The organism is Okibacterium sp. AC114 (assembly GCF_979253355.1).
The window spans coordinates 2,722,064-2,735,958 of record NZ_CEEDBR010000001.1 but is presented as its reverse complement, the minus strand read 5'-3'; the positions used below and the strand labels follow the sequence as shown (position 1 = coordinate 2,735,958).

Sequence of the window (13,895 nt, the reverse complement as noted above, 5' to 3'; positions counted from 1 at the left end):
GTTAGGGTGTGACGATGGCGAAGAAACGTATCGAGGTGCGCGCAACCACGGCCGACGACTGGCAGCAGGTGCGCGCACTGCGGCTCGAGATGCTCGCCGACACCCCCATCGCGTTCGGCGAGACCCTCGAGGCCGCGCAGCGCGTCACCGAGGCCGGATGGCGCGAGCGCGGCCGCCGCGGAACCAACCCGCACAGCACGGCCCTCGTCGCCATCGACCTCGACACCGGAGCCTGGGCCGGCATCATGGGTGGCTACGTGGACGACGCCGTCGGGTCGAAACCGCTGCTCGTCGGCGTGTACGTCTCACCCGCCTATCGCGGCAAGAACTCTCACGTCACCGACCTGCTGCTCGCGGGCGTCGAAGAGTGGGCGCGGGGCGAAGGCGACGAGCTGCTGCTGCATGTGCACGAGAGCAACCCGCGCGCCATCGCCGCCTACGAGCGACGAGGATTTCACGCGACGGGTGTCACCGTGCCCTACGTGCTCGACCCCAGCACTCGCGAACTCGAGATGCGCAAACGCCTGCGCTGATCGCATCCCCGCGTCGGCCGAAGCTTCGCGGCGCTCAACCCCAGGGGATCGAGCCGACGAGAACGCCGACCACGAGCATGACGACCGAGACGATGGCGGCTCGCCAGAGGACCTTCTTGTGGTGGTCGCCGAGGTTGACGTTGGCGAGCGAGACGAGCAGCAGGATGGCGGGAACCAGGGGCGACTGCAGGTGCACGGGCTGACCCGTGATCGACGCGCGAGCCATCTCGACCGGGTCGATGCCGAAGTTCGCGGCGCTCTGCGATAGAACGGGCAGGATGCCGAAGTAGAACGCGTCGTTCGACATGAAGAACGTCATCGGGATGCTGAGCAGGCCCGTGATGACCGCCAGGAACGGTCCCATCGACGCCGGGATGACCTCGACCAACCAGTTCGCCATGGCGTCGACCATGCCCGTGCCGTCGAGCACGCCGATCAGCACGCCGGCGGCCAGAACCATCGACACGACGCCGACGACGCTCGGGGCGTGCGCCACGATCTCGGACGCCTGGCTCTTCATCTTGGGGAAGTTCACGAGCAGTGCGATGGCCGAACCGATCATGAAGACGTAGAACAGCGGCACCAGGTCGAGCACCAGGAGCGTCATGACCGCGAGCGTCAGCGCCAGGTTGAACCAGATGAGCTTGGGGCGCAGCGTGGAGCGGTCGGCGTCGAGCATGGTGTCCGACATGGCAGTCGCGATGGGCTGCGTGATGACCGCGACGCCCGAGGCGTCGACGGTGGCGGGGGAGCCTCCCGGGGAGGAGGCGGCGACGCCCGAGCTCGAACCGGTGCCGGCGGAGCCGAAGCGGCCGCGAGAGCCGGCGAGACCGGAACCGGAACCCGGGGTCGCGTCGTCCGTGTCGGTGGTGCCACGGGCACGGCCGAATGTGGTGCCCGCGAGCGTGCCGTCGGTGCCCAGAGCGCTGCCGTCGGCGTCGAAACGGCCGAGGCGCTTGCGCTCGGCGAGCCCGAGCATCCACGCGAAGAGGAAGACGATGACGAGACCCGCGATGAGCGAGGGGATCATGGGGACGAAGATGTCGCTGGCGTCGACCTTGAGGGCCGCGGCGGCGCGAACCGTGGGACCGCCCCATGGCACGATGTTGAGCGTGCCGTTGGCGAGACCGGCCACGCACGTGAGCACGACCGGGCTCATGCCGAGACGCAGGTAGATGGGCAGCAGAGCCGCCGTCGTGACGATGAACGTGGTCGAACCGTCGCCGTCGAGCGAGACGGCGCCGGCGAGGAGAGCTGTGCCGACGACGATCTTGGCCGGGTCGTTGCCGGCGACCTTCAAGATGAAGCGCACGAGCGGGTCGAACAGCCCGACGTCGATCATGATGCCGAAATAGATGATCGCGAACATGAGCAGGGCGGCCGTGGGCGCGAGTTTGCCGACGGATTCCATGACCATGTCGCCGAGCCCCAGGCCCGCGCCGGCGAAGAGACCGAAGATGGTGGGAACGAGGATGAGGGCCACGACGGGCGTGAGCTTCTTGGTCATGATGAGCACCATGAAGGTGACGATCATGGCGAAACCGAGAATGACGAGAGACACACTGACTCCTTTGTCTGTTTTGTCTGCGGAATGGTGCGCCGCCCCCAGAGGCTCGCAGACGCGGCATCCGCTGTCTCGCTTTGCCTCGTTTAGGAGAAAGCACGCATAAAACCGGTTTTGCGCATTGTGCTCATGAGGCCGACGGGGGCCCGTCTGGATACCCTGAAGGGCGACGAGGCGAAGGAGGTCGCATGCCGAGCACATCCGCAACGCGCACACCTCGCGCACCCCGCGCACCGCGAACACCCCGCGCACCGCTGCGCTTCGTCACGCAGGTGTTCATCCTGCAGGTGGCCGTCGTGCTCGCCACCGTGGCCATCTCGGCCGGCGTCTTCGTGTGGGTGGGCACGGGCCAGCTGGTGCGCGAGGCCGAGGCGACCGCGCTGGCCATCGCCCGCAGCGTGGCCGAAGACCCCGATGTGCGGTCCGACGTTGCCGAGTGGTCGGCCGATCCGGGCACGCCGTCCGCGGCAGAGCTCGCGAACGGTCCGCTCGAGACCGTGGCCGAGAACGTGCGCGTCAGGACCGGCGCGTTGTTCGTCGTCATCACCGACGATCAGGGCATCAGGCTCGCGCATCCGAACCCCGACGAGCTCGGCGAGACCGTGAGCACGAGCCCCGACGTGGCTCTCGCCGGACGCGAGGATGTCTCCTGGGAACGCGGCACGCTCGGCGACTCCGCGCGCGCCAAGGTGCCCGTGCTGGCGCCCGGAGCGGCCCCCGGTTCGACCGACGACGTGGTGGGCGAGATCAGCGTGGGCTTCGCGGCCTCCACGGTGTTCGACACGCTGGGCAACGAGATCGCACCCGTCGTGATCGGGGCGTTGGCGGCCCTGGGCGTCGGTGTGGCGGCATCCATTCTGATTCGGCGTCGGCTGCGTCGGCTGACCCTCGGCCTGCAACCGGAGGAGTTGCGGGCACTCGTGCAAGATCAGGAGGCCGTGCTCTCGGGCGTGGGTGAGGGCGTGATCGGCCTGGGCCCCGACGACCGCATCACGGTGTGCAACGACCAGGCGGCCCGGCTGCTAGGGGTCTCGGATGCCGTGGGCCACACGCTCGACGACCTGCACCTGCCCGCCGACTTCCGCGCGCTCGTGCGGGGCAACGGCACCGAACAACAACTGCTGCTGAACGGCCGCGTGGTCTTCATCGACGTGCGCACCGTGTCGCGCGACGGAGCCCACCTCGGCCGCGTCGTGATCGTGCGCGACCGCACCGACGTCGAGGCGCTCAGCCGCAAACTCGACGCCGTGAACGCCATGACGACCGCGCTGCGCGTGCAACGCCACGAGTTCGCCAACCGCCTGCACGCCATCTCGGGCCTCATCGCCACGGGGGAGCACGACCAGGCCGAGCGCTATCTGGCGGATGTGCTGAACCACGGTCCGCTCAAATACCCCGTCGAGCACGCCGACCGCCTGACCGAGCCCTATCTGCAGGCGTTCCTGGGGGCGAAAGGTGTCGAAGCCTCCGAGAAGGGAGTGCTGCTCACGATCGGCGCCGAGACGCTGGTGACGGGTCACGTGGTCGCCGCCGAGGACGTGACGACCGTGCTCGGCAACCTCATCGACAATGCCGTCGCGGCGGCCGTGATGGGGCGCACCACACCGGCGTGGGTGGAGATCGAGGTGCTGGATGACGGGGGCGACCTCTATCTGTCGGTGATGGACTCCGGGAACGGGGTCGATGCCCTGGAGGAGGACGGCGACCGCGCAGAGCCCGACCCTGACGCCGTGCACGGTCTCGGCTTCGGGCTGCCACTCTCCCGCGACATCGCCCGGCGCAGTGGCGGGGACCTCTGGCTCGCCTCGCGCGGTGTGCCCGGCGAACACGGCGCGGTCTTCTGCGTGCGCATGCCCGGGGCCGTCGAGCCCGCCCGCCCCGACAACTCGAGCGAAGGAACACCGTGAGCGCAGCATCCGATGATCTCGTCGTCCTGGTCGTCGACGACGACTTCCGCGTGGCCCGCCTGCACGCCGAATACGCCGCGCGGGTGCCCGGCGTGCGCGTGCTCGAACCCGTCGGCACGGCTGCCGCCGCTCGACAGGCGATCGCGCAGTACCGCCCGGGCCTCGTGCTGCTCGACGCCTATCTGCCCGACGAAAGCGGGATCGACCTCCTGCGCGACATCGACGCGGATGTCTTCCTCTTGAGCGCCGCCTCGGACGCCGACACCGTGCGCACGGCCCTGCGCCGAGGGGCGCTCTGCTACCTGATCAAACCGTTCGCGGCCGAGGCGCTGACCGACCGCATCGCGGCGTTCCAGCGATTCACCAACGTCGTGCCCGCCGACCCCGCACGAACCCTCGACCAGGAAGCCATCGAACGGGGCCTGCGCATCGTGCACTCGGGGGACAGCCCCGGTGGGTCGCGCTCGCGGTCGGCGACCGAGCAGGCCGTGCTCGACGCCGTCGAACGCGCCGATGGCGAGCTCTCGGCCGTCGACGTCGCCGAGCGCGTGGGTGTGTCGCGCGCGACCGCGCAGCGCTACCTCTCGGGACTCGCGGCCGACGGGTCGATCCGCGTGCAACTCAACTACGGCAGCACGGGGCGCCCCGAGCACCGATACCTGCCGCGCAGCTAGCTCCGATCCGGGCGTGGCGGGTTTCCGCAAGGCGCGCAGACCCGCACGTTCCCGGGGCGCAATCCGCACGCCTGCGCCGAATCGTTGCCGCGCACCTGAGCGCGCCTCAAGACTGGGGCATCGGCCGTTCACCTCCCGGCCACCCGAATCAGGAGCCTCCCATGAGTCCACGTTTTGCGATGCCGCACGCCCTCAGGGCCCGGCCTTTCGCCGCAGTACTGGCGGCCGCCCTCGCGCTCGGGGTCATGCCCCTCGCCGCTCAGGCCGCTCAAGCCGCGCCGACGACAGGCGCTGCCGCCTCCGTCCGCGCCGCCATCACCGACCCGCAAACGGTGGTGAGCCTCACGTTCGACGACACCAATGCCGACCAGATGGCGGCCGTGCCCATCCTCGACGCCGCGGGCATCAAGGCCACCTTCTACGCCATCACCGGCTACATCGGCGCCCCCGGATATATGACTCTTCCTCAGCTGCAGGGCCTCGGCGCGAGCGGCCACGAGATCGGCGGCCACTCGGTCACCCACCCCGACTTCACCACCATCACGGCGGCCGAGGCCACCCGCGAGGCGTGCAATAGCCGAGCGACCCTCGCCGATTGGGGCTTCGCCAACGTGCGCAGCTTCGCCTACCCCTTCGCGGCCGTCGACGCCGCCGCCGAGAAGGCCGTCTCCGATTGCGGCTACAACTCCGCCCGCGGCCTCGGCGACATCGAGTCCCGCTTCGGCTGCGCCGGCTGCGGCTTCTCCGAGGCGCTGCCGCCCGCCGACCCCTTCTACACTCGCGCCCTCGACCAGTTCGACGCATCCTGGACCCTCACCGACCTGCAGAACGCCGTGCTCAACGCCGAGAACAACGGCGGCGGATGGGTGCAGCTCACGTTCCATCACGTGTGCGACAACGCGTGCGACTCGCTCGCGATCTCGCCCGCCCTGCTGCAGCAGTTCACGGATTGGCTGACCCCCCGAGCGGCCACCGAGAACACCGTCGTCAAGACCGTGGGCGACGCCATCGGCGGCGCCGTCAAACCGGTCGTCAGTCAGCCGCTCCCGCCCGCACCGGGCGCCGGGGTCAACGGCATCGTCAATCCGAGCCTCGAGGATGTCGCGACATCCGGTATCCCGTCCTGCTGGTCGACGGCCGGCTTCGGCACCAACACCCGCACCTTCAGCACCGTCACCCCCGGGCGCACCGGAGTGGTCGCCGAGAAGCTCGTGGTGACGGGCCACACCGACGGCGACGGCCAACTACTGTCCACCTTCGATCAGGGCGCCTGCGCCCCCACCGTGACGGCCGGGCACACCTACTCGTTACGGGCCTGGTATCAGTCGACCGTGCCGACGCAGGTCAACGTCTACCTGCGCAACACGGCCGGCCTCTGGTCGTACTACACGTCGAGCGCATACTTCGCGGCCGCATCCACCTGGACACAGGCCGAATGGACGACGCCCGCCCTGCCCGCCGGGACCACGGGCTTGAGCTTCGGCCTCAACGTGTTCCAGAACGGTGAGATCATGACCGACGACTACGCCCTCTACGACACCGTGGGTGCGCCCGCCGTGCCCGGAACGCTCGTCGCCGGCACCCCCACCATCACGGGCACGGCCAAGGTCGGCGAAACGCTGACGGCCAGCCCGGGCACGTGGACCCCGGCATCCACCACGTTCACCTATCAGTGGCTGCGCGGGGCGACCGATATCGCCGGCGCGACGGCCGCGACCTACACGGCGACGGCCGCCGACCGGGGCGCACAGCTCTCGGTGCGGGTGACAGGTTCGGCGCCCGCTTGGACGCCGCCGACGGCGACCGCAACCTCGGCCGCGACGACGGCCGTGCTCGCCGGAAACGTGACGACGAATCGTCTCGCCGGGGCCGACCGTTTCGGCACCGCGATCGCCGTGGCGCAGACATTCGCCCCCGGTGTCGCCCGCCTCTACATCGCCAACGGCTATGGGTTCCCGGATGCCCTGAGCGCCGCCCCGGCCGCCGCCCACTTCTCGTCGCCGTTGCTCCTGACGGCGCCCGAAGCGCTCCCGGCCGCCGTGAAAGCCGAGATCAAGCGGCTGAAACCCACGAAAATCGTCATCGCGGGTGGCGTCAACGCCGTCAGCAACAGCGTGCTCGCCGAGCTGAAGACGCTCGCGCCGACCGTTCGACTCTCGGGCGACGACCGCTTCGGCACCTCTCGGGCCATCGCCTCCGACGCCTTCGGCGCCAACGCGCCGACGGCCTACGTGGCCACGGGTTACGACTTCCCGGACGCCCTCACGGCATCGGCAGCCGCGGCGAAAGCCCAGGCGCCCGTCGTGCTCGTCCCCGGAACGAACGCGACCCTCGACGCGGCGACGCTCGCCTCGCTGAAGACGCTCAAGACGACCGCGGTGAAGATCGCGGGCGGCCCCAACGCCGTCAGCGTCGGCATCGAGAACGGCCTGAAGGCGGGCTTCGGGTCCACAGCGGTGAAGCGCCTCTCGGGTGCTGACCGTTACGCCACCGCCGAGGCCATCAACCTCGACGCGTTCGGCTCGAGCGCCACCGTCTACCTCGCCTCGGGGGTCGGGTTCCCCGACGCCCTCGTAGGTGCGGCACTAGCGGGCACGAAGGGCTCACCGGTCTACCTGACCGGCCCCGGATGCGTGGTGCCCAGCGTGTTGCAGGCCATCGACCGGCTCGGCACCACCGTGGTGACCCTCCTCGGTGGCCCGAACGTGCTCTCGGCCGACGTCGCCGCGCTGAAGGCCTGCGGCTGACCCGTCCGCCGCTCCAACCTCCGGCCGGCGCCACCCGAAGGTGCCCGGCCGGACCCTCGAAGAAGCGCCCCTCCCCTCGACTGTGCGGGGGAGGGGCGCTTCGCCGTGCGTGGAGCGTCGAGCGTGACCGCTGCGCGCGGCCCGCGCTTCGCCGTGCTCGGGCGAATGCCTACCAGCGCGGGTGGATGCTCGCGCGGAAGTGGCGGTCGTAGATGTCGTGCACGACGCGGTCGAAGTCGGCGCCGAGCGCGGGCACGGATGCGGCCTGCGCGTTGGAGGTCGCCTGCGATACGTTGCGCGCGCCCGGGATGACGGTGCTCACGCCCGGCTGCTCGACGATCCACTTGAGCGCCGCCTGCGGAACCGACACGCCCTCGGGAACCGCGCGCGCGAACTCCTGCGCGGCAGCCACGCCCTCTTCGAAGTCGACGCCGCTGAAGGTCTCGCCCTGGTCGAAGGCCTCGCCGTGCCGGTTGAACGTGCGGTGATCGGACTCTGCGAACGTGGTCTCGGCCGTGTACTTGCCCGAGAGCAGTCCGCTCGCGAGCGGCACCCGCACGATGATGCCGACGCCCGCCTCGGCGGCCGCGGGGAGCACGGCGTCGAGCGGCTTCAGGCGGAAGGCGTTGAAGATGATCTGCACGGTGGCGATGCCGGGACGCTCGATGGCCGCGAGGGCCTGGTCGGCCTCTTCGACGCTCACACCGTAGGCCGCGATCGACTGGTCCTCGACGAGCGCGTCGAGCGCGTCGTAGACGGCGTTGTTGTGGAACACGGCCGTCGGCGGGCAGTGCAGCTGCACGAGGTCGAGCGTGTCGACGCCGAGGTTCTTGCGCGAGCGGTCGACCCAGGAGCGGAAGTTGGCGGCCGTGTAATTCTCGGGCGTCTGGTCGACGCGGCGGCCCATCTTGGTGGCGACCGTGAGGTCGAGGTCGGGGTTCGCGGCGCGGAACCGGCCGATCAGGCTTTCGCTGCGGCCGTCGCCATAGACGTCGGCCGTGTCGAAGAAGGTGACACCGTTTTCGACCGAGGCGTCGAGCACGGCCAGGGCGTCGTCTTCCGAGACGTCACCCCAGTCCGCGCCGAGCTGCCAGGTGCCGAGACCGATGACCGAGACGTTGCGGCCCGTGCGGCCGAGGATGCGTGATTCCATGCCTCGACCCTAGCCGCGACATCCGACGCCCCCGAGGGGTTGATAAAAGTTCGAGAGAAGCTATTCGGCCGGGATGGCGAGCTCGGCGTCGAGCTTGTCGAACGACAGGCGCCAGCCCTGCTCGGTCTGGTGGCGGCCCTCGAGGTCGAAGGGAGTCTCGTGCAGCGTGAGGCGGCCGTGCCCGTCGCGCTCCTCGAAGCGGATGTCGAGCTGCACGTCGCTGAGTTCTGCGCCGCCGCCCGTCTGCGCGTCGAGCCTGACGGCCAGGTGCGTGGGGGCGTCGAAGGCCGTGATGACGCCGTCGATGGGCAGCAGTTCGTGCGTCTCGGGGTCTTGCATGGCGAGCTTCCAGACGCCGCCCTCGCGCGCGTCGATCTCGACGGTCTCGCGCGGCGTCGTGAAGGTCTCGGGGCCGAACCAGGTCGCGAGCAGGTCGGATTCGGTGAAGTACGCGAACACGCGTTCGACGGGCGCCGCGAACGTGCGACTCAGGTAGACATCGGTCTCGGGCAGGCCTTCGGGACGGTAGTGGTGCAGCTCGTCGTTCACGGGGATCCTTTCGAGCGGAGGCGATATCCGCGGTGCCGGTCGGTCTCAGGGCAGTGTATTCGGGGCCGTGGGTGGCGTGCGACGGGTTGCGTTCGACGAGGGGTGTGCGCAGAGGGGTGTGCGCAGAAGGGCGGCTCGCGACATCCGCGAACCGCCCCTCGTGCTGTGCCGGGCTGTGCCGTGCCGGGCTGTGCCGTGCCGTGCCTTTAGTGGGCGAGCACGCCCGAGAGTTCGTTCGAGGCCTCGGGCAGGGTGGCCGAGGTGAGGATTTCTCCCGACTCGATGTCGACGGCGTGGATCTTCTTCGACTCGGGCTCGGTCACGTAGGCCACGTGGTCGCGCACGAAGATCGTGGGCCGGGGCTGCTGCCAGTCGAGGGGTTCGCTCCACTCGGCGATGACGGGGATGCTGTTCTCCACCGTTCCCGCCTCGGGGTCGATCACGTGGATGGCTCCGTCGGTGCCGAGCACGAGGCCCTCACCGTGCGGTCCGCGCGCGAGCGAGCGGAACGAGTAGCTCGTGCCCAGGTCGACGAGCTTCAGCTCCTGGGTGCGGGTGTCGATGAGCGAGATGCGCTCGGGGCGCTCGAGTTCGGCATCCTTGTCGGTCTTGTAGTCGCCGAGGGTGATGGGCGACTCGTCGCTGCCGGCCTGGTTGCCGATGCGGCCGTAGGCGTCGGGGCTCGGGACCTTGGTGATCTCGCCGTCCTGGTAGATGAGCACGCCGGACTCGCAGCCGATGACGACGGCTTCGTCCTCGGCCGTCGCTTCGCCGTGCACGCCCAGGCAGTCCTCGTTGCGCGCGATCTCCGTGCGGTTCTCGTCGAGCACGATGATGCCGGGGCGGGATTCCTCGGTGCCGAGGGTGACGACGAGTTCGCCGTTCGCGAGCTCGACCGCGACGCCGTGGTGGGCATCCGCTGTCTTGTAGGTTTCTTCGGGTTCGAGGGCTGTGGCGCCGTCGTCGCTCGCGTGCTCGATGTCGTGCGTGTCGAAGATCTCGACCTCGCCCGTGCCGTCGGTGAAGAGCACGGTGCGGCCGTCGTGGCGCACCACGTGGCCGGGCTTCTCGCCGCCGAACGTCTGGTCGGTCAGCTCGCCCGCCTGGGCATCCAGCAGCGTGAAGCCCGAGCTCGTCGAGACGAAGAGGTGGCGGTCGTCGCCGGCGGGGTTCAGGCGGTTGAAGCCGTCGAGGGGGATGTCTCTCGTGACCTCGAGCGTCTCGGGGTCGAGCAGGTAGATGCCGCCGTCGTACGTGACGGCGATGGCGCCCGAGCCTCGGGAGTGGGAATCGGAGTGGCTGTCATCGGAGGAGGCGCTGGGCGTCGAGGTGCTCGAGGCTCCCGATGCGCAGCCCGTGAGCGCGAGACCGCCGGCGAGGAGGGCCGCGAGGGCCGTGGTGGTGCGAGTCTTTTTCTGCATGTTTTCACGTTTCTAAACGAGGGTGAGTGCTGTGGGATGGATCAGGGGGAGAGTCCGCGGGCGAGCGTCTCGACATTGGCATCCATCATGTCGATATAGCTCGGGGCACCTCCCTTCGCCGAGGTCAGCGACTCGGAGTAGAGCGAGAGCACGGCCACGTCGAGCCCGGCCTCGTCGGCCAGCACCTGCCCGAGCGTGTCGGGTTGCGACGAGTCGACGAAGATCGCCGGCACACCCGACGAGCGGATGGCCGAGGCCAGCGAGTCGAGATCGGAGGCGCTCGGCGAGGCCAGCGTGGTGCCCAACGGCACGATGGCGCCGATGACCTCGAAGCCGTACCGCTCGGCGAAGTAGCCGAACACGTGGTGGTTGGTGACGAGTGCTCGGTTCTCGGCGGGGATGTCGTCGACGGCGCCTTGGATGCGGGATTCCAGGGCCGCGAGCTCGTCACGGTAGGGGTCGGCGTTGGCCTCGACAGCCGCCGCGTTGATTCCGGGGACGTCCGCGATGAGGCGGGCCGTGATCACGTCGACGGCCGTGCGCATGCGGGCCGGGTCGGTCCAGAAGTGCGGATCGAGCTGGCCGGCGCTGTCGTTGTGCTCAGAGCCGGTTTCGGCGTGCTCATCGTGCTCGGCGTCCTCGTCGGCGGCGGCGTCCTCGCCCGCATGATCGGACTCGAACGTGAGGGGATCGACCTCTTCGCCGACGGCCAGGGTGGCCACGCCATCCGTCGCCGCCGCGTCGACCGTGCGCAGCACGCCCTCCTCGAGACCCAGCCCGTTGTAGACGACGAGGTCGGCGTCTTGCAGGGCGGCGGCCTGTTGAGCCGAGATGCCGAACGAGTGCGGGTCGGCGTTGGCGCCCATGAGCACCGTCACCTCCACCTCGTCGCCCGCGATGTTCTGCACGACGTCGCCCAGGATGTTGGTGGTGACGACGACCGTGCCGGCGTGATCCCCGGCGGGGCTGCAGCCCGTGAGCACACCCGCGGCGGTCAGGGCCGTGGCGACGAGGGCGACGACCTGGGAGCGGCGGCGTCCCCGAGCGGCGAGCACCGGCATCCGGATGCCGCCGGCGGCACGATGGGCGGCGGGAAAGAACGTCGCGCCCGTCATCGCCCGACCTCGACCAGGTGGCTGGGCGTGATCGTCGTGTCGAAGCTGCGCGTGAGGCGCAGACCGTCGGCGTAGTCGATCTCGTGGATCTGGCGGGTGCCGGCGTCGTTGACGTAGGCGCGCGCGGTGTCGATCTGGATGCTGGGGGTGCCGCTCGCCGCATCCGCCCCCGCATCCGCCCCCGTGCTTGCGCCGCCCTCGAGCAGCGGCACGCTCGTCAACAACGAGCCGTCCTCGGTGGAGTAGGAGTTGAGCGTGCCGTCGGCCAGCAGCGCGAGCACGGTGGAGCCGTCGCCCGGCGACGTGACGGCGCTGACGGGGGCCGAGGTCGTGGCGACCGACCAGGCGCGATCGGAGACGTCGAGCGAGAGCACCGTGTTGTCGGCGGCGCGCGCGGCGAGGTAGTTGGCCCCGGGCCGGTACTCGAAGGAGGTGGCGCGCGAACCGGCGGGCAGGGTGTCGGGGTAGGCGATCTTCTCGCTCGCGAAACTGCCTGACGTGTCGGTGACGAGCAGGGCTCCGCCGTCGCAACCGATGACAATCCCCGTGCGGGCCGTGGCGGTGCCGGACGGAGCCGTGCAGGTGTCGGCGAGCGTGCCGAGGTCGGCGGCATCGGGCCCGTGCACCTGGACCGTGCCGGCGGGGGAGTCGGACGCGTCCCCGGCGACCGTGACGAGGTTCTCGCCGAAGGGTACGACCAGGGCGGCGCCGGCCGCGGCCGCGGTGAGGTCGGCGCTCGCCGCGACCGATCCATCGTCGAGCTTGGCCCGGTCCAGGACGCTGTTCGCGGTTGCGCCGGCGCCGCTGATCGCGACGAACGTGCGCGAGGATGCGACGCTCGCTCCCGCGGCCCCGCCGATGACGCCGACCGCGTCGGGCGCCGTGCGGTAGTAGTGCTTGTGGTCGCCGTGGTCGACGGTCCAGGTGCCGCCGTCGAAGACCGACAGGGCGCCCGTCGACGCGGTCGAGGCGTAGGCGTAGCGTCCGTCGGTGCGCAGAGCATCGATCGTGGGCGCTTTTCTGTCGCCGTCACTCAAGGTGCTCGTGTCGCCCGACAGCAGGTCGAGCAGATGCACCTCGCCGGTCGCGGCGTCGGCGAAGATCAACCCGTTCTGCGGTTCGGCCGATTCCTCGGCACCCTCGACGTAGCCGTGAGGCTGGGCGGCGTCGGATGCGGCATCCGTGCCCTTTTTGTCGGTGCTGCTCGGACCGCCGCCTGGTGCGCACCCCACGAGGGCGAGGGCGGCGGCGAGGCCGAACGTCGTCGCGCCGATGGCGGCGCGCTGCTGACGGGATGTCATGTAGAGCTCACTTTCAATGCGGGTGTTGCGGGTGTTGCGGGTGTCGTCGTGTCGGTGTGGTCGCTGTCGCTTTTCATGTCCCGCCGCGCGTGCCCGGTCTCGCGGCGGACGACGGCGCGGACCCCGACCGAGACGAAGAACACGAGCACCGACGTCCCCGCGATGGTCGCCCCCGCAGCGGTCGACGCGTGCCAGGAGACGAGCAGCCCGGCGAACACCGAGAACGCCCCGAGTGCCGCGCCGCCCGCCATGATCGCCGGGATGCTGCGGGCCCAGACGGCCGCGGCGGCGGGTGGTGCAATGAGCAGACCGAACACGAGCAGCGTGCCGACGACGTGGAACGAGGCCACGAGCGCCAGGGTCACGAGGCTCAGCAGCACGGCCTGCGCGAGGCGGGGGCGCAGTCCGAGGGTGCGGGCGACGCGCTCGTCGAACGCCAGCGCCACGAACGCGCGGTTGAACACGACGCTGACGATCCCGGCGACGATGAGGGCGGCCGCGAGCACGGCGAGGTCCTGCGGGCGCACCGCGAGGACATCCCCGAAGAGGAAACCGGTCAGGTCGACGGCATAGGACTGCGATTTCGACACGATGACGACGCCGAGGGACAGCATGCCCACGAAGAGCAGGCCGATGGCGGTGTCGTGCGAGAGCTTCGAGCGGCGCGTGATGGCGGTGACACCCAGCGACATGGCGATGGCGCTCGCGGCCGCGCCGATCAGCACGTTGCCGCCGAGCAGCGAGGCGATCGCGATGCCGGGCAACATGCCGTGTGACATGGCGTCGCCGAGGAAGGCCATGCCGCGCACGACGACCCAGGTGCCGACGATGGCGCACAACGCCGAGGCCAGGATGCCGCCCCACAGCGCGCGCTGCACGAAGGCCACCTCGAAGGGCTCCACGATCCAATCCATGCTCGCTACTATAGGTA

11 protein-coding genes are annotated in these 13,895 nt (G+C 70.0%); 4 read left to right on the top strand and 7 right to left on the bottom strand.

From position 1 onward, the window contains the following. Positions 1–14: 14 nt before the first annotated feature. Positions 15–533 carry a GNAT family N-acetyltransferase gene (locus ACZ6IE_RS12665; protein WP_464608242.1) on the top strand — a complete coding sequence of 173 codons (519 nt, stop codon included), beginning with the start codon at positions 15–17 and terminating at the stop codon, positions 531–533. A 34-nt stretch (positions 534–567) separates the two neighbouring features. Here ACZ6IE_RS12665 and ACZ6IE_RS12660 read toward each other — a convergent pair whose 3' ends face one another. Further along, positions 568–2,067, bottom strand: coding sequence for a CitMHS family transporter (locus ACZ6IE_RS12660; RefSeq protein WP_464608638.1), 1,500 nt, complete (start codon positions 2,065–2,067; stop codon positions 568–570). A gap of 218 nt (positions 2,068–2,285) precedes the next feature. Here ACZ6IE_RS12660 and ACZ6IE_RS12655 point away from each other — a divergent pair, with 218 nt between their 5' ends. The 3 genes from ACZ6IE_RS12655 (at position 2,286) to ACZ6IE_RS12645 (ending at position 7,425) form a co-directional block, all read left to right on the top strand. Continuing rightward, positions 2,286–4,004, top strand: a complete 1,719-nt coding sequence (locus tag ACZ6IE_RS12655) for a sensor histidine kinase (protein ID WP_464608241.1) — start codon at positions 2,286–2,288, stop codon at positions 4,002–4,004. Beyond that, positions 4,001–4,678, top strand: a complete 678-nt coding sequence (locus tag ACZ6IE_RS12650) for a response regulator (protein ID WP_464608240.1) — start codon at positions 4,001–4,003, stop codon at positions 4,676–4,678. The genes ACZ6IE_RS12655 and ACZ6IE_RS12650 overlap by 4 nt, the downstream gene beginning before the upstream one ends. 161 nt (positions 4,679–4,839) lie before the next feature. Beyond that, on the top strand, positions 4,840–7,425 hold the full coding sequence (locus tag ACZ6IE_RS12645; protein ID WP_464608239.1) for a cell wall-binding repeat-containing protein: 2,586 nt from the start codon (positions 4,840–4,842) through the stop codon (positions 7,423–7,425). Positions 7,426–7,594: 169 nt separating this feature from the next. On the opposite strand, the gene ACZ6IE_RS12640 is transcribed toward ACZ6IE_RS12645, so the two are convergent. The 6 genes from ACZ6IE_RS12640 to aztB form a co-directional block, all read right to left on the bottom strand. Next, on the bottom strand, positions 7,595–8,578 hold the full coding sequence (locus ACZ6IE_RS12640) for an aldo/keto reductase (protein WP_464608238.1): 984 nt from the start codon (positions 8,576–8,578) through the stop codon (positions 7,595–7,597). 60 nt (positions 8,579–8,638) lie between these two features. Then, complete coding sequence (locus tag ACZ6IE_RS12635; protein ID WP_464608237.1) at positions 8,639–9,127, bottom strand: SRPBCC family protein; 489 nt, start codon at positions 9,125–9,127, stop codon at positions 8,639–8,641. A gap of 206 nt (positions 9,128–9,333) precedes the next feature. Further along, positions 9,334–10,548 (bottom strand): zinc metallochaperone AztD, encoded by a 1,215-nt coding sequence (gene aztD, locus ACZ6IE_RS12630; protein ID WP_464608236.1) that lies wholly within the window; start codon positions 10,546–10,548, stop codon positions 9,334–9,336. Between the two features lie 41 nt (positions 10,549–10,589). Beyond that, positions 10,590–11,663 carry a zinc ABC transporter substrate-binding protein AztC gene (gene aztC, locus ACZ6IE_RS12625; RefSeq protein ID WP_464608235.1) on the bottom strand — a complete coding sequence of 358 codons (1,074 nt, stop codon included), beginning with the start codon at positions 11,661–11,663 and terminating at the stop codon, positions 10,590–10,592. After that, complete coding sequence (locus tag ACZ6IE_RS12620; RefSeq protein ID WP_464608234.1) at positions 11,660–12,964, bottom strand: hypothetical protein; 1,305 nt, start codon at positions 12,962–12,964, stop codon at positions 11,660–11,662. The genes aztC and ACZ6IE_RS12620 overlap by 4 nt, the downstream gene beginning before the upstream one ends. Beyond that, positions 12,961–13,878 carry a zinc ABC transporter permease AztB gene (gene aztB, locus ACZ6IE_RS12615; protein WP_464608233.1) on the bottom strand — a complete coding sequence of 306 codons (918 nt, stop codon included), beginning with the start codon at positions 13,876–13,878 and terminating at the stop codon, positions 12,961–12,963. The genes ACZ6IE_RS12620 and aztB overlap by 4 nt, the downstream gene beginning before the upstream one ends. Positions 13,879–13,895: the final 17 nt, after the last annotated feature.